The organism is Enterococcus sp. AZ163 (assembly GCF_050498925.1).
Lineage (GTDB): Bacteria > Bacillota > Bacilli > Lactobacillales > Enterococcaceae > Enterococcus_A > Enterococcus_A ferrettii.
Window position 1 is genome coordinate 531,253 of record NZ_JBIPAO010000001.1, and the last position, 17,717, is coordinate 548,969.

Genomic DNA, 17,717 nt, shown 5'->3' on the forward strand with positions numbered 1-17,717 from the left:
TTTATCCTACATAGTGAATTTATCATTTAAATCAAAATTTTAAAAAATTTCATGTATTCACTCCCATTGATCGACATATAACGCATAAAATAGTACTGCATCATACGTATGTATCACTCGTCCCAACTATAATAAAAGATAATTATAGTGAATCATCTCTAAAACTTTTCATGTTAATTAGGCACTGCTGCCTTTTTTAATTCATCGCATACTTCAAATTTTCTTGTTGTTGCGCACCCTTTAACCAATATTCATACAATTCATCACTGAATCGGTAGCCTCTTCCCCATAAAGTGGTGATGGTTTCTCCTGTCAGTCCATGCTGCTCAAATTTACGTTTCAGTTTATTGATCAAACAGGACAGTTGACTCATATTAGAAGCGGTATCTCCATCGCTCCATAATTGATCACACAGCTCTTTTCGGGACAACGCCTCGGTCTTTGTATACGCATTAATGAGGCTCTCAAACACTTTTTTTTCAGTTTTAGACAGGCTCTTCCACAACAGCTTCCATTCGGTTGGCTCCGTCTGCTCTTCTGCATAAGGGAACGAAAGAATTTGTTGATCGGCGAATTCTTTTTGTTGCTGCTGTTGCAACAATTCATTGACTTTCTCTCGTAAGTCTTCGTAGCCTATGTCTTTATGCAGCCAATCTGCAAGACCCAATTCATTCCAGTAATTTTGTTCCTCTTCGTTAGGAAAATTCTCGACAACTCGCAGCACCGTCAGCGGTTGATTCTGCAGTAGGTTCAGGAGTTGCTCTACTTCTGTATGACAAAGACTTTCACTTAATATCACCCAGCGGAAATAAAAAACAAAAGGATTGATCGTGCCTTTTTGCAGGTGATTTAATAGATCCGTCGAGCAAAGAATCTCGCAGTTCATTCGCTGTAATTTATTGACAATGGCTTCCTCTGTCAGGGGATTTTTGGTTAAAATAAGTACATGTTTCATAGGGATTCACCTTCTCTTTAGGTTTTTGATACTTTCTTCTCTTTGTTGGACGATTTCGCCTCTGATTCTTCCGTATCAATCAGCACATTCCATAAAATAATCAATGTCACAACAATACAAATCGCAATTTGAATCCATAACTGATCAAAATAGGATTCTGCCAGCTTGATACTAAAAATCGCCAACAGGAAACAGATCACTAAGACGATTGCTAATTGAAGCTGCCGCAATTCCTGTTGGATACGGTAGGCTGTTTCAATCGGTACCCGTTTCTGTTGAGCTACTTGGCGGACTGAATTCTTTTCTACCAGCAGCCAAATGATTTCCCGATAGAGCTTGCGGGCCTCAGGTTCTTTGCTAAATAAAGAATATGCACCCTTACTGCGGTTCCGTTCTTTGCCAGCTTTGACTAAAAAAGGATGCAATAAGCGATCGTTGCGCAAAGACCAGCGGAAAATCTGACGCCACTCTTCAATACTTAATTGAGGCAAATTCAGAACATCCAAAGTAATTTCTGAACCTTCCAATTGATCTAAGCAAGCTAACAATTGTCGATAGTCTCGTGAAATGACTTCCCACGAGGAAATGACTAGATGATCGCCTGGCTGGGCAAAGTTTAGTAATGCCTGAAATTCACTCGTGGGTGAAGTTAATGCTTCCACTTCTTGATGCCCATCGGAAAAGAGTTCATCCACTGGGTAATCCTCCAGCATATCCAATTGTTGCGTAATTTGATAGCCGCGTGCGTAGCCAAGATTCATCGTTTGCGACCTCTTTCTCTTTGAATTTTAGGATGATTGATTGGATATGGTCCTGTCTTTTTCGTGCTTGTTTGATTTTGACTTCGTCCTTTATCGCGTGTTATCTGTTTTAACAAACTTGTCTGTACTTTTTGCGTACGGAGAATTGTTACCATCAAATAGCTGTGAACCAACAAAATTAGTCCGAACACGAGAAATAAGAGATAAATCACTAACTATTTCTTCCTTCCCTTATTTAGGCTGAATCTTTCCTAAATCGTTATGTTTGTAGTCCCAACTATACGGTTGTGGAGTTTTGTTGGTACTCTTTCCGCTTTCTTTCACTGGTTTCAGATAAATAGTCAGCCAGAATTCTTCTTTATTATCAATCGTTGAACGATTCAATGAAATTTTTCCAGACGTTGCTGACGGTGTTCCCGTCTTGTGAGAAGTACCATTTGGATCAGCTGCCTGATCTGTCATACGAAAACCCTCGTATTGATAAAATTCTGGTATCACTGCACTTAAATTGACTTCCTCTGAAGCATTTTTTAGATGATCTGTTTCTACCGCAAAAGTAGTAAAGTCTAGCGTATTCTCTGTTTTCCCAGACTTCACAACTACCTGTGAGTGATAATCCGGATCAACAATGAGACCACCTCTATTCACCGTGTTTCTAATCGTAAGATATCCTTCGTCAGGTACCACAATTTCGTCAGATGGGTCTCGAATGATCTGCCGAACATGGAGCAGCACGTCACTGAATAAATTGATATCTAACGAACCTATCGTATTTACCCCTTTGGTATGATGATTATCCGTATTTTTTTCCCAAGCGTAGCTCACTTTAACTGGTGGGGAAATTATTCCAGGCTGCGGTGCATTCCTTACCTGATTGATATTTTGAATTTTCAGCTTTTGACGATCAGATGGCTTACTCATATCTGCTAAAGTCGGCAGCTCAGCAGCTGTTTCATGCGTATAATCATAATAATCATAGACGCGAATATTACCACGAGTTCTCACGTCGTCGTCCGTGTGTCCATGACGCAGACGAAACGGCATAGCATAATCATCTGCATAATAAACCACACCATTTGTTTTATCTGGACCCACTGCAGGGGTTGTTTTACTGTTTGGCAAGGTATTTTTCACTGTAGCGAATACCCAAACCCGGTTCGTAATCTTGACTCCAGATGCTGGTCGATAAATGACATCTACAGGATAGGGTTTCGCAACGGTTGCTTCGCGCAGAGCTTTCAGCTGAGCAGCGTCTACTGTAACCTTCCCCGATAGCTTGGAGCCATCTGTCCCATCTTCATCCACCCCATACCCTTGGTCACCGTCGCCTATTTCATGCTTCTTTAAGTTCCAAGCCATTGTTTTAGCGAATTTTTTGAACGTTGCTTCATCGGGAATGGTACTTCCTATTCCATCCAAGGGCACATGGAAATTCCGAGCGTCTAGAGCATACTCATCTGTTTTACGCGTTTCATCGGTAATTTTATTTATCCATCGCGATCGAGTTGTCGTCTGCCGTTGAGTATCAGTGACGAAATAGGTCACCTGTTGTGGGCCTGAGTTACTTTCATTAAATCCCAACTTTGTCCATTCCATTGCTTTAGTCAGATTTAAGGGATTTCGATTTATCCGACTATAATGTAATGAATTAGGTTGTGGGCTCAAGCTTAATTCAGTGTCATAAACATCATAAACTCTGATACTCGTCGGACTAGTTAATGCGCCATTCTTCGTTCCTGTGATTAACCAGTTATCTCGTACAGTCCACTTGTACTGGGTATTTACAGTACTTGCTTGATTCAAGGTTCGATCTTCAACATTGTAAATAATGTTGTCTGGCGCATACATCGCTGGTTTATGATCTTGTTTCGTCTCCAAAATACCGAAAATATTATGTTCTCCTTGTGTTGCCCCAGGTGATTTATTGGTCCAAGCAGCGTTAGCTCCTAAAGCAGTTGAAAAGCTATCAATGAAACTTGTGGCTGGAATACTGCTTGCATTCAATTCATAAAAAGTTCCACTAAAAAAGTACCGTGAGTTATCTAGAAAAGTAGCAGTCCTTATATCCAAAGTTCTGTTTAGTCCAGTTTCCATACCAACGACAGAATTAATAGCGAAGCTGCTTGAAAGATTGGCTACAAACGTTGAATCAGCTTTTAGAAACTCATCAAAAGGCGAAAATACGCCTGTAACAGTAGCTAAATATCCAATAGCACTATACGATCCATCCCCTAGGCGAATAATCTGCATATCTGTTTTTGCTGGAAACTCAGCTAATTTTGTAAAATATCCTGTTGCAGCAGTATACTTGACAATCTCACTTTTTGAACTAGCCTTTACCAGAAAATACCTTTCATCAGTAGAAGAAATTTTGTTTAGCGGCTTAATCACCACTGATCCTACAGCAGGAACGTATTGCCTTAGCATATTTCCACTAGCATCCCAAGCAACTATTTTGCTATATTCCGTCCCGCTAGATGCCGTATAGGTCATTAAACCAAGTAATTCTTGATTATTCGGTGATTTTTTCATACCTGATAATTGTTGAATTCGTATATAGTTAGAATCAGGGAAAATAGACGAACCTGCTGTATACTTCAGTCTTACTCGCCTTTCCTCATTTCCGTTGCTATTTAAAATGCCCATCATTCTTCCATTGTTTATAGTACTTGTTGTTTCCTCCGTTTGAAGCCAATGTCCTGAGTAATAAATCTTATTATCAAGACCAATTTGAACAGAATTGTAATGCATTTCATTCGGAGCCGTGCCTGTAAAGGCTAAAGAACCATGTGTGACTGATGCAATGCTTGTCTCAGCTGCATTCAATTTGACAGTGACAGTTTTATTTCCTGACAAAATGAGGAAGGTTCCATCTGGCTTTTTTTGTAAATACGTAATTTCAGTATTATAACCACCAGTGTTTTGATTTATCGACGTACCTTCCAATTGACGACTGTCAAGTAGATTGTTATTCTCATCTAACAAAAATAAGAATGTCGTGGAGAATGGATAAGAAGCCCCGGATCCCCACGTTGATACCAGACCAGCTGCCAGCACTCGACCCTTATCTGTTTTCTCAGAGAATCCATAATGTTGTTTAGGTTGTACCGTGCTGAAAGCCTTGACATTGATCTTTGTTGGATTTAGCAGAAAGCCATCATTTTGTTTATAGCCATTAAAAGATACATCACTAATTAAGCGATCCTCTGTCAGCCTTGTTGCATCTTCGGGTATTTCATATTCATTAGAGGTGCCTTCATCCAGCTTAATTTTATTAGTAGGGTGCGCTGCTACGCTGTCTTTTTGTTGAACTGTGTTGAAATTCATAACGATGCTCACTATTACAAGCATAGCTAAACAACCCACTCCTGCAATTTTTAGCCACCGCTTATTGAACCATCGGTTTGGTAGATTCTTTTTCATTCTTATCGACTCCTTTTTTTCAGCCCTCATCAAATCAATGCTTTAGTCATAAAACACTCATCTCATGAGTGTTGATTCTTTTAAGTAAAGGGACACAGAATGTCTGTATCCCTAATTGTCAGTCATTCCGTTTAAATGATCATCAACATCCTTTAGAGGCGCTTGAGCAGGTGTAGTGCCTTGCCACCAAGCATCACGGTAAGAAAATTCTGAACAATTGATTGTTTCGACTTTCAAGGTAATCGACAGTTCTGCTTGTTGATACCGTGCAGCCAATTGATCCGAAAGCCTGACTGATTCAAACAACTTACTCGTTTTTTTGTTCGGTTCTACTGCTTCTTTTTTGTAATAGTAATAACCGTCTTGACCATTAGTCCAGTCCGCAGTTGCACCGTTCTCCAGAAGCAAGTCCGTCCCAATAAGCAAAGGAAGAACCTGTTGATTCACTGGATCTCCTGTAATGGGTGCCCGTACTTCTGCAAGTACCATGACACGAATAAATTGGTTGATAGTTCCGGTATTTTTGATCAGGACATCTTTCTGAACCACTTCGTCCAGCTTTACTTCGGTACGGGTATCATCAAACACCTCGATGATTTCCGTTTCCACTTGTCCGATCTGAAAATCATTTTCCTTCCTGTCTGTCGCTGTCATCGCCGCGTACACCCAATAACCACCACCAATCAACAGGAGGATTGAGCAGACAGCAACGATGAGATAAAACATTCCTCGTTTTACTTTCTTGTGCAAATTCATCTCGTTCCTCCTCGATTAATAAAGTGTGTACATCGTACGAATAGGACTTCCCGCTGGAATACCCCAATCTGAAAACAACGATTGAGACTGATCATGCGCATCCATTTCTGGAACCAGCTTATACAACGCGCCTTTATAGCGGTTAGCATAAGCAGCATCCAATGAAACACTATCCAGCAGGTTTTCAGTCACGTCATTAGGTGGCAATGTTTCAGAATAGTAAAAGTACCCATCCTCGTAATACCAGTAATCTTTCTCACTAGCACTAGGTGGTGCGATTTGATCAAACACCTTTCCTGCCTGGAAATTCAATACAATCGCTGGTAATGGTTTGGTGCGAGTGCCTTTATACGCATAGCTTTGATCCAAAAGCGCTAAATTTGCTTTATAATACGTAGTGGCATTTCTTCCATAGGTATTTCCGATTACCCAGGTTGACGTATTTTTTACATCAACTGGTGTTGTACTGGATTGCCCGTAAATTTTCAGATTCCCATTGCCATCACCAATACCATGATTGTCTGTAACATCCGTTTCAAATCCCAAGAAAAACTCTTTTAAAGATACACGAACAATTGCAGGAAACTCACCATTATTCTTGACGCGTATATTCTTTTCTTGTTCCGTTCCTGGTGCCCAATGAAACACCTCTGTGAAGTCTTCTTCAATGACTGCAGAAAGCCTGCGGGTATTCTTTTCTGCCTGATTAATCCGTTCATCCGAAGAGGTAATCCAAGCATACGTACTACCAACGACTAAAAGCAGACTCAACAACAGGGAAAAGCAGGCAAACAAGCTCTTGCTTCGAACAAAGATGCGGAATAAGTGACGCAGCTTCTCTTTTTGACTCATTCCTGCTCCTCCTCTCGTCGTTTTCGCCATAGAAACAAAGCAATCAATACCAACAATAACCCGGAAAGAAATTGATACACCAATTGTTCGCCTGTTTGCGGAAGACGTTTCCCGTTGTCCTCGACAGTTGGTTCTGTTCCTGTCTTTGGCAACTCCTCTGAGTTTGACGAACCAGGTGCTATTGGCTCTTGCGGTTTTGTTGGTTCGGTCGGCTTTGTCGGTTCGGTTGGGTCAGTCGGTTTGATCGGCTGATCCTTAGTTCCAACAAACGTCCAATAAAAATACAAATGACTATTATCCTTGTAATCCTCATTGGTTAAACCGGAATCTACAGTAAAGGTAGCTTTTAAGACCTTGTCTGTTCCATAGTCACAACCCCCTAATTCCAATGGCGTTTGTGTCCAATCAAAACGTCCATCACCTAATAGTGGTCCCTGATAGATTTCCTTCCCATCCAATACCAGTCGTACCTCAATGTGCTGCTTCCAATCAATCGAACCTTTACTCTCCACCTCTTCCACCAGTAACCCCAATGAAAAAGGCTCCTCTAAGTCCAAGCTGCGGATCGTAATTTCTTTTTCATATTTTTCTCCCGGTAGGAGATCGACTAAGTCAATGTAATATTCGCCATCTGATGTGGCATACAGCCCCTCAGAATCACCAATCACCATGCCGGGAGGGAGTGCATCGGCAGCCGCAGCAGCGGGTGTGCTTGCAAAGAAAAACCACAAGCACAGCCAACTGCAGAGTACTAGTCTAAACTTGCGCAATCGTCTCCACTCCTCCCTTTCTCATGGATATTCATTCCTACCGATTAGTTGGTTAATTTATCGTAAATTGCTTTGGTTTCTGGTTTGGTAGTCGGGTCCAACGTAATGCCCCAGCCAGTACTATCCGTAAGTGCTTCCTTAGTTCCTTGAACAGCTTCCATTTTCACCACTAAATCATACGATGCATTGGTATACTCAACACCCATTGTACTGTCGAATACCAAACTGTCTAACAAGTTCGCTGTTGTTTGACCTGCCAATAATGGTTGGGTGTAGTAGAACCAGCCATCTTCTTTGTTGTAAATCCAGTTATCCGTTGCGGCAGCTAAGCCAGTACCATCGACTACTGAGCCGTTATACTTGATATGAATACTAGTTTTTCCTAAACCATTCGTATCTGCTTGGACATTTTTTTCGCCAGCAGCTGTCGGAATTTGAACCGCAGCCGTTGCAGGAGTTTCGCCTGGGATAGCCGTTAAGCCTAATGCCGCAAGTCGATAGTCGTAGTTCACGCCATGACGTGAGCCGTTTGTTCCCAATATGGCATTGCCAGTTACTGTACCTGCTTCATCTGGTAGTGAAGATTTCGCCCAGTTCACTACCGTATTTTTATAGCCGTTTTCGTAGTAGCCGTATTGTAGGCTAGAAACCGTAAAGGTCCAATCCTTCGCATCTAAGCTTGTTTCATTTAGATAATCGTCACTAATAGCAAATTTCATGGATTGGTATTTACCTGGTGCATATTCATGGACCATTTTCGCTTCATAGCTTTTCGTCACTACACCAGTCGTCGGATGAACGGTTTTTCCTCCTTTAACAACCAACTTCGTATCAGCTTCTAATCCAGTAATTTGGCCCGCCGGAACTTCCACAAATCCACCTGCAGGACTTAAAAGTTGGGTGCCGTTTACACTCACTGGCATATTTTTTGCCAAACCAGGATCATTGGCAACATTGGTGTATTTCGCACCTGAAACAGTTGAAGGATCATATTTTACAGCACCCTTTTCTGTCAAATGCTTCAACACTTCTTCATAAGAGACCCGAACGTACACATTGGCAGTACCAGTATTCGTAACTTTTACTTCTTTTGTTGCTTCTGTTCCTGGAACCAAGGGTTTTGGTTCCCATTTTTCCACAATCGTTACGCTGTTGTCATCTACCGCCGCCGATTCGGCTCTATTGATCCGTTGGTCCTGCGCAGTAATCCAGGCAAACGTCCCGGAGATGGCTGCGATTAACGCTAAAGCTGCTGCGGCAGCCATCAGCTTTTTCTTCTTGTTGTTCTTTTTCATTTCTTTTCCTCCTATACATCCTTTTTTCTTTTTTTTATATAAACACTTGTGAAACAAGCGGTTATATCCTTTTTGGATAACCATTTCTTTTGCTTGAATTATTGACCGATTCCGGTTGTAAAAAGTACGCTTTGAGCACTAAGAAGAAGCCAAAAGTCGATAGTATACATACGAGACACAGCCACAGATTTTCTTGAACGAAGTTTAAAACACTGCCCATTTTAGGGATCACAAAAGTGACTTTGCCGTAAATACGACTGGCCTCAATCGGTGGATCAGCGGTATTATTGGCATCTCCCTTGGTCACAATGTAATCCCCTGGTTTACCGTTAAGCTCTTCTAGGCGTTCGATCATTCGATGCGTTAAGTAGCGATCTCCTTCGCCTACCTGAAAGGTTACAATATCTCCTTCCTTCACCTGACTGCCATCTGCCATTTTCACCAGGACAATGTCCCCAGAATAGAATCCTTTTGAAGGTGAATCCGGCTGGGGAGCCATGGAATCGGTCAACACTTGATAGAACCGATAGCCAAAAATAGCTGCATCAGACTTCTCACTAAAGGCAAACATCAGCGAACTCAGCAAAATACCAATCGTCAGCGTGTAAAAAAACAAGTTGTAAATGAATAGAAAAATCTTCCTATTCGTTGATTTTTTAGCTTGTTGCAATGGCTGTGAATTACGATATGGCGGAGCAACAGGTCTCATTGGTCGTTTCGGACGATGCTGCTCCCTGTATTGCGGATCTGGTGGATATCTTTGTCCATATCGCTCTCTACTCACTGATTCACGGTAACGCGGAGAATAATCTCGTTCCCCTCGATTGGATTTTGGCCGAGGAACTGATTCACGAACACTGTCTCGATACCGCCGGTCTTCGTAAGAATCCCTTCTATCTGGTCGCCGATTGGAAGGGGGATGTTCTCGATAAGGTGGTTCTTCATCGAAATGGTATTCTCGATCTCGATAGTCACGTGGTCTCGACATTATTCCCCTTCTTTCATTGCGCGATTCGATTTCCCGCTACCTGTTTTGCTGGGCGTTGAGGAATCGGCTGGATTTGTTGTACCTTTTGTGTTGTTTGATAGGTCGTGCTTTCTGATTTTTTTGACTCGTTGGTTGAACTAGTGTCAGTTGAGTTTTCATTGACCGGTTGTACTTCTGGCTGGTTCTCAATGACATTCGCCAGCTTTTCTTTTTCCATGTGTTCTTCTTCAAGTTGCTGATCAAAGGAGGTCAATTGATAGGTCTCAATTAATGCATTCAGTTTCTTGTCGTAAGAAGTATCTGTCGCATATTTCCCTGTTAGTACTTTTGTAGCTTCCTGATAGGTTCCTGCATAGTCTTTCCAAGTTCCTTGATAAAAACTTGGATTGCCGCATAATCCTTTTTTCAATAAGGCTGCATAATCCTCCAATGATTCTTTGTAGCTAGGATATTGACGGAAAGCGGACTGAATCGTGTACAACTGACCATTTCCTTTATCCTCTTGCGTGTTAAACGACACTTTTTTCCCGTGATAACTTCCTTTAATTCCAAATAAATTATGATGAGGAGGTCGAGCCAATTTGCTATTGCCCGAACCTGTTTCTAAAATTGCTTGTGCAATCATGACTGAAGCATAAATTCCCTCATTCCAAGCAATTTCTTGAGCATCTTTTCCAATAGATTGGATAAACTCTTCCGTCGTTTGATTTTTTACCACGGAGAACTGATAGTTTTCTTCCACCTTCGCTGCTGGCAAGGTTGTTTGAACCGTAACTGCTGCTGGAATTTCCGAGGCAGGAACAGTAGATTCTGTTGTCGACTCTGCTGTTGTTTCTTCTGATTCACTCTGTTTAATAGTTGATGCAGTTGAAGCAATAGCTTCACTACTCTTGCTTTCTTCTATAGAAGAAAACGATTCTTTAGTCATTGTGGACTCTACATCTTCAAGTACCTCACTTGCTTGGTTAGCAGTGGTTGAACTACTTTCTAGCATTGGTGTTGCTTCTTGTTGAGAAGAAATCGTCTCTTTAGTTTCAGCGGATACCGTTTGTTTTCCCTGTGATTGGTAACCAACTACCAATCCTCCAGCAATAAGTACACCTACCATCAGGACTTTAACCTTCATCTTGCTTCCGCCTATTCTGCGGCCGTGGCTGAGGACGTTCCCTCGGTCTTCTTGGTCTGGCTGCTGACTGCTTCAGTTTCAATAGAATCGTGTGGTAATGCAATGCGGTCACTCGCAAATACAAAGCCAAGACCATCAGCAGCATCAAAAGGAAGAGTTGGCTGACTGTGACTACTTCTTGAAAATCAGTAAAATAGAAAAAAATGCCTAGTATCAACACACCTAGCAGTACTATCAATGAAAAAAGCCAATAGACCCAATACCAGAAGGTGTACCATTCAAGTTTTTCCTGCAATGTCTTCATTCAATTCGTACTCCTTCTTTGACGACGCCTAAAATTTGTTTTTCGGTAATCAAACCGAAATGGCGGCTATCTTTAGAAATGGCGCGATTATCACCTAAAATAAAGTAATAGCCTTCTGGAATCTTGTCTCTGGAGAACTCCTTCCAGTCAAAGTCTTCCGTTTCTTTAGCAAATTCATCCGAAACAAGTTTCTTATTTACGTATAATTGCCCATCCCGATAAGTAATTCGTTCATTGGGCAGTCCAATGATTCGTTTCAAATAAAGACCCTCTGGATTTTCTGGCGGATGCAGCACCACGACATCAAAGCGTTTGGGTTTACGATGTGATATGATCTGAATCACCTCCTGCTCCTTAAATGTTGGATTCATTGATTCGCCACTGACTGAATACTTTGGATACATCCAGTGGTACATACGGAAAGAACTGAAAAAAATCAGATAGCATAGGACAAAGATAACTCCAGCCTTTGCTGGAAGTGTCCAGTGATAAAAAGGAGAGAATCTGCGACCTCAGCCAACCTCCTGAGCTTCTTTGACTGGTGCATCTTTTTGTTCGCGTACCATTCGTTCCAACAAGGCACTTTCTCCTTGCAAAAGATCAAAGTAAGCAGATTTACTCAATAAATTGTCATAATCCATCTTCATCAACTTGACATAAGGTTTTCTAAACCACGGCTGGGCATGTACCTTTGCTCGGGATTCAATTACTTGGCATTCATATAAAACAAAGTGAATGTCTCTGGTTGAAAGATTGGCCTTGATTTGTTTGACTTGATCCCGTTCATACACCAGCTTGTTGCCAGATACAGTCATTTTTTCGGTTTTATTTACTAGTTCGCCATTGAGGTTCCACATCTGCTCCAAAAAGCGTGCCTTCTGAAACAGGTACGTATATTCCCGCAAACTGATCTTGATTCGTTTATCCCAATCGTTCTCTTCTTTGTTTTCCCGTTCAAAATATTGAATCCCGCTGTAGAGCATGGATAACTCCAATTTTTCAATCACCATCTCTAGTTTTTGATTTACAGCTCGCAAACGGGCTTTGCTTTGACTCTCCTGTTTCACGTCTTCTTGTTGGACTCTTGCAACAGATACTTCCGCTTCCTTGACCTGTTCTTCTGCTTGTTTAACTGGAACGGTCGCGAGCTTTTCTGGTGCTTCCTTCGACTTAGGCGGCACATCTGACAAGTGTTGACCAGCTAATTCCAGTAATAACTGTTCCGCCCGTTCCAAAGCTTCTTCGGCAGACAATGGAAATTGTTGCATCAGACTGTCCTCCAAGTGGATCGCAAATGGAAAACCAACTTCGCGAAAGGTCAACGGAATGAAGTCAAAGCGATAGATCCGTCGTCCATATTTTGGTTCTTCCGTTTGCGCTTTAATCCAAGCAAATTGTGGAAAAAATTGATGCAGCGACTGCCAGAACCCAGACCAGTCAAAATAGCCAGTTGGCAACAACAGCTCCACATGATAGCTGCTGTTCATGAAATGAAATAATTGTTCAAAGTGCTGATAAATTTTCTTTCGCTGGTCTTCGTTTAAGGTGCCGTGGGGCGCATATAGGTACTCACAAGCACGTTCAATTTCTTCCAATACTGGCTGTTTGAGCAACTCCTCCTGCATAAGCGGAGCTGGAGTGGGATATAGGGCAAGTTGATTCTGTGCTTGCTTCACCAAAAATCATCCCCTCTTCTATTCGTCATCCAATAAGTTGTCGCTTGTCGCTAACAAACGTACAAAAAACTGGGTCGTTTCTTCTTGCACCGAACGCAGACGTTTTCGGTAATTTCTTATTTCCTGTTTCATTACGCGTAACTCTAAGGAAGCATCGTGAATCACCTGATGTGCTTCCTGTTCAGCCTGGCTGCGAATCCCTTTGGCTTCGTATTCTGCTCGTTCCAACGTCGCCCGTTCCTGTTTTTTCGTTTCGATCAGGATCGTTGCCAATTCTGCCTTCATTTCTTCGTTTTCTTTTTGTGTTTGTTTCAGTGACTCAATTTGTCGTTGCGCTTGCACTAAGGCTTCGGTTTGATTGGTTCGATCGTCTTGCAGCTCCTTGTTCATCTGGGCCACTTGATCTGTCAATTCTTGAATCTGACGATCTTTTTCTGCCTGCAGTTTCTTCTGCTCATCTTCTTTTTCTTCACGTAAAGCTTCTAATTGTTGATCCGCCTTGGTCTGATACTCCTGAAGTGCTTGATCCTTTTCTGTTAAGGTAGCAGCCATCCCAGTCATTTCAGCTTGTTTGACTTCCAGTTGATGCTTTAACTGAGCAACTGTTTCTTCCAAGCGTTCCACTTCTTGTTGCAGCTGAGTATCTGGTTCTTTCCGAGATTCTTTTTCAGTTTTTTGTGCTGGAAAGGACTCCATGTCCTCTTCGTATCTGGCATCCTGTCGTTCTTCAACAGGTGCCGCCGTTCGGCGTCTAGATCGTCGCTCTTCACGATCGTACTCACTATAGTTATCCATTGGACGCTGTTCATAGCCTTCATTTTGATACGAGTCATACCCGTAGTCTTCTTCATATCCTTCGTTGTCGTATTCATCGTAATAGTAATCATCTTGGGTTGATTCCTGATAGGCGTCCCTCTTTTGCTTGCCAAAACCGAACATATGGCTTTCCTCCTCTATGCTATTCCTCTATCAATTTATCTATACTTTGATAAATATTGTTTATTCCTCTATACTTTTAACAAGCAAATGTGCCGTTTGCTTCATCTTGGTCTTACCTAGACTAGGAAAACGTCTAAAAACCCCGTCATAACAACAAAAAGGAATCATCTTGCGACGGTATAAGACGGTGTATAGGTCTAAAAACAGGTGGAAAATTGGCAGAAATGATTATGTGAAACTTTTTTTATTAAATAACATTTGTAGTGCTTAAAATAAAAAAAGCTTAAAAATCCTTGGAAATCTTTTAAAACCTTTTAATAACTGAGTAGTTACTCAGTGAACAAAAAAATAAAAAAACCCCTCCAAAAACGTATTTGACATTTTTGAAAACGTTTTACACTATTGTTTTTTCCATTTGTGTGACGACTTGTATCTTTTGTTCAACTAATGCACTGGCATATGTATCCAATGTCATTTGAGTCGAGCTGTGTCCCATTAAAGCACTGACACTCACAATATCACCTTGGCTCTCTAGGCAACGCGTCGCAAAAGTATGTCGTAATTGATGGAAGTGTGTTTGGATTAATCCAGCTTTCTCACGAATTTTATGAAAATGTGCAGTTAAAAGCCTTGGTTCTAATGGTTTACTTTCTCTACAAAGGACAAAATCCCCAGAAGACTGTTCTTTTTGGTACAGTAACAGCTGCTTTAAGGTCTGGCTCATTGGAATTGAACGCATTGAAGAGGTTGTTTTAGAACTGGAATAAATTAACTCTGTTCTCTTCCCATTGTACAAGCCAAGCACACGTTGGAAAGTGGATTTAACATGGATCATATTCGTGTCAAAATCAATATCTTTCCACATCAAAGCCGAAATCTCACCAATTCGCATGCCTGCCCGAAGAGCCAGTATAGTAGGTAATCCCTTGCCATTCTCTTCTTTTAAAGCCACTGTTTCCAACTGTTTTTGCTCTTGCTTAGTTAGTGCCTGATTTTTGTTTTTCAAAACCTTGGGCAATTGAATCAATACAAAAGGATTTTCTTTGATTAATTTTTTTCGGATCGCTTCATTCACACACTGTTTTGTAATGCGAAAGATTACTTGGATCGTCGATGGATTCAAAGTCTGCTCTACTAATGAAACCAATAATTTTTCTGCGACATCTTCATCCAATTCATTCAATCCGTATTTGCCTATAGTCGACAAAACATAATGAACTAATTTATGTTCGTAGTTTGCATAAGTCGATTGTTTAATCCCTGATTGAACCTCCTTTAGCCAACGATACCCCCATTCATTCAATGACATCGCTGATTCTCCTTGGGTAGATTGACAAATTTGATATTTCAATTTCAATGGATATAACTTTTCACGAACTTCTTGTAATGTCTTGCCGTACACTGAACCATACTTAGTTTTACCATTAGCTTTTTTGCCTCTGGGGTATCTCCCCTCCCAGCGTTTGTCTTTCCGGTAATAAATATTTTCGCCTCTGCGCATCTATTCTCGTCCCTTCTGTCTGACGGAAAATTTGACGGTCTCTGGAACCATTCAATTTTCCCACTTTTTTATGCCTAATTCCGGTGAAAATTGCGTCCTATTATAGAAGGAAAATGCAATTTATCATTTTAGTTATTTTTTTAAAAGATATTGCGTATTTATTCTACTTATCTTATAATGAAAATAAATATTGGATGCAACGAAATAAAATATATAACCTCAACCTAAAGGAATCTACCTAGTCTAGGTAAGACCAAGAAAATTACTTTAAATTCACTTTTTAGAATAACACCTGTTATAATACCCATTTCTTTTGACCTTTTTCTGACAAATCCATTAATAAACCTTAATCTTAAGTGGAAAATAGCCTATCTTGGAAAAACAATTATAACATAATTTTTATTAAGAAAAAACATAAACTAATTTGCTCGAAAAATAAATTTTAGTTATATCAGGAAAAATCTTTCCTAATATAGTAAACTGGTATCAGGCCATCATAATAATTATTTCGATATCAGAGTGATTATTAGCTTGGCTGAATGATTTCGTCAATGCTATTGGTATGGAAATACTTCGAAATGAGCAAAAGATACATAGTAAACTTCCCCTACATGTTTATAGTGTTTAGTTATTGAAGAGGGTCCCCCTAATCATCTTTCTGTAGGCTAGGAAGAGCCGCCGCTTTTAAAGGCCTTAAAAGGAGGCAGCCAGTGTGTCATTTTCAGAATATTTCCACAGTGTCTAGGTGGCATTGGCACAAAAAGGAGAACGAAATGAATGAAAAGTGAAAGTAGTATAGTTGCAGAAAGAATTGAAAACGTTATTATGTTAGATTCCGAAATTTTTTCAAGTCAATGGGAAAGGATTTGGAAGAAAGACACCTCCGATTCACCACAGGACAAGCAGCTCCTCTCCATGGTTCTGCCGATTCCAGATCATGATGAGACACTGATTATTTACCGTGATAAAGGCGTTCATTACACCAAAAAAACCTTACCTACTTTGAAGAAACATGTTCAGGAAGAAAAGTTTTTGGATTACGCCTGCCTATCACAAACTCTTAAACGCTTTAACTGCTTTGGTAAAAAATTGTTTCCAATGGTTAGCTCCACGACTTGCTTGTTTCCCTTTGGCGGCTCCACTCAGCATGCCGTTTGGATCAATCCAGTCGAAATTAAAGAAATTCAGACAACGAAAGCCTGTACCGAGATAAAAATGATGAGTGGGATAATCTATTGTACTCAGACCGGGAAACGCACCGTTGAGCATCATGCGACGAATGCATTGGCTATTTTGGCTGCTTATCGTCAGGATCGCTTGCATAGAGAAGGGGCTGGACAGACTCCTTTAGACTATCTGTCTCTACCAGATACACCTTTCATTCGTTCCATCTGTCAGAAGCCGCTCTTACAAGAGTTCACTCTGCCTTTAGGAGCCTTTGAACGCCATTATGATAATGAACGATTCTTGAAAAACGTGTTAAACGTCAGCAAAGTAATACAATCTGGCGCCTTATCCTACGATACCCTCTCTAAATTATTAAAATAAAATGAGAAAAACTTAACTTACTAAAACTGTTTGAACCCTTGTATTCTAGGCATTTCTGCCGAATACAAGGGCTTTTTTTATGTTTTTCTTCTTGCAAAGAAAAATTTCCTAATCCCCCGCTACTTTGCAAGGAGAAATTTGGAAAGGTTGATTTAACAGCCTTCTCTATTTTTCGCTTGCAAAGTAGCGGGTATTTTTACAAATTAGCTCATTTTTCTTTTTGAAAAAAATGCTTTATCTTTTAGTCACCGGCCGGGAAACAAAAGAAACAACAAAAATTACAAACCAAAAACAGAAAACGGAGGAATTTGAAAAATGATTCAGAAATTGGGCACAAAATTACAGGTACAAATCGAACAAGCAGGGGAAGACAAACAGAAGAAAGTGAACTTTTCAAACGTGATTGATAATCCGCCAGAAGCAGATGTGGTGAAATTAGGAGAGATCATGGCAGAGCTATCCCAGCAAGGCAGCTCATTAGATAGTGTGATCATGACTGTCCAATCGCGTATTACGAAGGAGGTTGAATAAGGATGAATCGAGTCGTTAAATTAGTTTCTATTTTTAGAAATGGTGCAGGCAAATCGCAGACGTGGAGCTTGAGTAATCCAGATACTACTAAGACTCCCTCACAGATTAAAGGGCTATTAGGAGATTTGGCTCAATTGAATTTGTTCCAGAAAGATGGCATTCGTTTATTTGAAACGGTTGTTAGTGCAAAATATGTTGAAACGATTGAAACAACGATCTTTGAAGAAGAACCTGTTACACGTTAATCAATTCCTGAGAAGCTGCGGCAGACGTGCCGCTCTTCTCTCGCTAC

At 40.7% G+C, this 17,717-nt stretch carries 17 protein-coding genes; 3 read left to right on the top strand and 14 right to left on the bottom strand.

Features of this window, described 5'->3' with window-relative positions; genetic code table 11:
• Window positions 1-196 precede the first annotated feature (196 nt).
• From IGI46_RS02685 to IGI46_RS02750, 14 genes are all read right to left on the bottom strand, one after another.
• The gene (locus IGI46_RS02685) at window positions 197-955 is read right to left on the bottom strand and encodes a winged helix-turn-helix domain-containing protein (RefSeq protein ID WP_429972793.1); all 759 of its coding nucleotides are present in this window, start codon (window positions 953-955) and stop codon (window positions 197-199) included.
• A 17-nt stretch (window positions 956-972) separates the two neighbouring features.
• The gene (locus IGI46_RS02690) at window positions 973-1,716 is read right to left on the bottom strand and encodes a recombinase family protein (protein ID WP_429972794.1); all 744 of its coding nucleotides are present in this window, start codon (window positions 1,714-1,716) and stop codon (window positions 973-975) included.
• Between the two features lie 231 nt (window positions 1,717-1,947).
• Window positions 1,948-5,139 (bottom strand): hypothetical protein, encoded by a 3,192-nt coding sequence (locus IGI46_RS02695; RefSeq protein ID WP_429972795.1) that lies wholly within the window; start codon window positions 5,137-5,139, stop codon window positions 1,948-1,950.
• Window positions 5,140-5,250: 111 nt separating this feature from the next.
• The gene (locus IGI46_RS02700; RefSeq protein WP_429972796.1) at window positions 5,251-5,895 is read right to left on the bottom strand and encodes a hypothetical protein; all 645 of its coding nucleotides are present in this window, start codon (window positions 5,893-5,895) and stop codon (window positions 5,251-5,253) included.
• Window positions 5,896-5,910: 15 nt separating this feature from the next.
• The gene (locus IGI46_RS02705; RefSeq protein ID WP_429972797.1) at window positions 5,911-6,747 is read right to left on the bottom strand and encodes a BsaA family SipW-dependent biofilm matrix protein; all 837 of its coding nucleotides are present in this window, start codon (window positions 6,745-6,747) and stop codon (window positions 5,911-5,913) included.
• On the bottom strand, window positions 6,744-7,517 hold the full coding sequence (locus IGI46_RS02710; protein ID WP_429972798.1) for an LPXTG cell wall anchor domain-containing protein: 774 nt from the start codon (window positions 7,515-7,517) through the stop codon (window positions 6,744-6,746). Before IGI46_RS02710 ends, IGI46_RS02705 begins: the two co-directional genes overlap by 4 nt.
• A gap of 44 nt (window positions 7,518-7,561) precedes the next feature.
• Entirely contained in the window at window positions 7,562-8,812 is a 1,251-nt protein-coding gene (locus IGI46_RS02715; protein WP_429972799.1) for a hypothetical protein, read from the bottom strand.
• 61 nt (window positions 8,813-8,873) lie between these two features.
• Entirely contained in the window at window positions 8,874-9,800 is a 927-nt protein-coding gene (locus tag IGI46_RS02720) for a signal peptidase I (protein ID WP_429972800.1), read from the bottom strand.
• 13 nt (window positions 9,801-9,813) lie between these two features.
• A complete protein-coding gene (locus tag IGI46_RS02725) occupies window positions 9,814-10,926 on the bottom strand; it encodes a glucosaminidase domain-containing protein (protein ID WP_429972801.1) in 1,113 nt (370 codons plus the stop codon).
• Window positions 10,916-11,230 (bottom strand): hypothetical protein, encoded by a 315-nt coding sequence (locus IGI46_RS02730; RefSeq protein ID WP_429964779.1) that lies wholly within the window; start codon window positions 11,228-11,230, stop codon window positions 10,916-10,918. Before IGI46_RS02730 ends, IGI46_RS02725 begins: the two co-directional genes overlap by 11 nt.
• Window positions 11,227-11,670 (bottom strand): signal peptidase I, encoded by a 444-nt coding sequence (gene lepB / locus IGI46_RS02735; protein WP_429965001.1) that lies wholly within the window; start codon window positions 11,668-11,670, stop codon window positions 11,227-11,229. The genes IGI46_RS02730 and lepB overlap by 4 nt, the downstream gene beginning before the upstream one ends.
• 72 nt (window positions 11,671-11,742) lie before the next feature.
• Window positions 11,743-12,906, bottom strand: coding sequence for a hypothetical protein (locus IGI46_RS02740; protein WP_429972802.1), 1,164 nt, complete (start codon window positions 12,904-12,906; stop codon window positions 11,743-11,745).
• Between the two features lie 18 nt (window positions 12,907-12,924).
• The gene (locus IGI46_RS02745) at window positions 12,925-13,845 is read right to left on the bottom strand and encodes a hypothetical protein (protein WP_429964781.1); all 921 of its coding nucleotides are present in this window, start codon (window positions 13,843-13,845) and stop codon (window positions 12,925-12,927) included.
• A gap of 394 nt (window positions 13,846-14,239) precedes the next feature.
• Window positions 14,240-15,346, bottom strand: coding sequence for a tyrosine-type recombinase/integrase (locus IGI46_RS02750; protein WP_429964782.1), 1,107 nt, complete (start codon window positions 15,344-15,346; stop codon window positions 14,240-14,242).
• Window positions 15,347-16,123: 777 nt separating this feature from the next.
• Between IGI46_RS02750 and IGI46_RS02755 the strand changes: the two genes are divergently transcribed.
• The 3 genes from IGI46_RS02755 to IGI46_RS02765 all read left to right on the top strand — a co-directional run bounded on the left by IGI46_RS02755 (window position 16,124) and on the right by IGI46_RS02765 (window position 17,670).
• Complete coding sequence (locus tag IGI46_RS02755; protein ID WP_429964783.1) at window positions 16,124-16,894, top strand: hypothetical protein; 771 nt, start codon at window positions 16,124-16,126, stop codon at window positions 16,892-16,894.
• A gap of 315 nt (window positions 16,895-17,209) precedes the next feature.
• Complete coding sequence (locus tag IGI46_RS02760; protein ID WP_429964784.1) at window positions 17,210-17,425, top strand: hypothetical protein; 216 nt, start codon at window positions 17,210-17,212, stop codon at window positions 17,423-17,425.
• Window positions 17,426-17,427: 2 nt separating this feature from the next.
• On the top strand, window positions 17,428-17,670 hold the full coding sequence (locus IGI46_RS02765; RefSeq protein ID WP_429964785.1) for a DUF2922 domain-containing protein: 243 nt from the start codon (window positions 17,428-17,430) through the stop codon (window positions 17,668-17,670).
• The last annotated feature ends 47 nt before the right edge of the window (window positions 17,671-17,717 follow it).

Coding starts and splice junctions, on each gene's coding strand:
- IGI46_RS02685 (WP_429972793.1), bottom strand. CDS start 955: ATGAAACATGTACTTATTTTAACCAAAAATCCCCTGACAGAGGAAGCC.
- IGI46_RS02690 (WP_429972794.1), bottom strand. CDS start 1,716: ATGAATCTTGGCTACGCACGCGGCTATCAAATTACGCAACAATTGGAT.
- IGI46_RS02695 (WP_429972795.1), bottom strand. CDS start 5,139: ATGAAAAAGAATCTACCAAACCGATGGTTCAATAAGCGGTGGCTAAAA.
- IGI46_RS02700 (WP_429972796.1), bottom strand. CDS start 5,895: ATGAATTTGCACAAGAAAGTAAAACGAGGAATGTTTTATCTCATCGTT.
- IGI46_RS02705 (WP_429972797.1), bottom strand. CDS start 6,747: ATGAGTCAAAAAGAGAAGCTGCGTCACTTATTCCGCATCTTTGTTCGA.
- IGI46_RS02715 (WP_429972799.1), bottom strand. CDS start 8,812: ATGAAAAAGAACAACAAGAAGAAAAAGCTGATGGCTGCCGCAGCAGCT.
- IGI46_RS02720 (WP_429972800.1), bottom strand. CDS start 9,800: ATGTCGAGACCACGTGACTATCGAGATCGAGAATACCATTTCGATGAA.
- IGI46_RS02725 (WP_429972801.1), bottom strand. CDS start 10,926: ATGAAGGTTAAAGTCCTGATGGTAGGTGTACTTATTGCTGGAGGATTG.
- IGI46_RS02730 (WP_429964779.1), bottom strand. CDS start 11,230: ATGAAGACATTGCAGGAAAAACTTGAATGGTACACCTTCTGGTATTGG.
- IGI46_RS02745 (WP_429964781.1), bottom strand. CDS start 13,845: ATGTTCGGTTTTGGCAAGCAAAAGAGGGACGCCTATCAGGAATCAACC.
- IGI46_RS02750 (WP_429964782.1), bottom strand. CDS start 15,346: ATGCGCAGAGGCGAAAATATTTATTACCGGAAAGACAAACGCTGGGAG.
- IGI46_RS02755 (WP_429964783.1), top strand. CDS start 16,124: ATGAAAAGTGAAAGTAGTATAGTTGCAGAAAGAATTGAAAACGTTATT.
- IGI46_RS02760 (WP_429964784.1), top strand. CDS start 17,210: ATGATTCAGAAATTGGGCACAAAATTACAGGTACAAATCGAACAAGCA.
- IGI46_RS02765 (WP_429964785.1), top strand. CDS start 17,428: ATGAATCGAGTCGTTAAATTAGTTTCTATTTTTAGAAATGGTGCAGGC.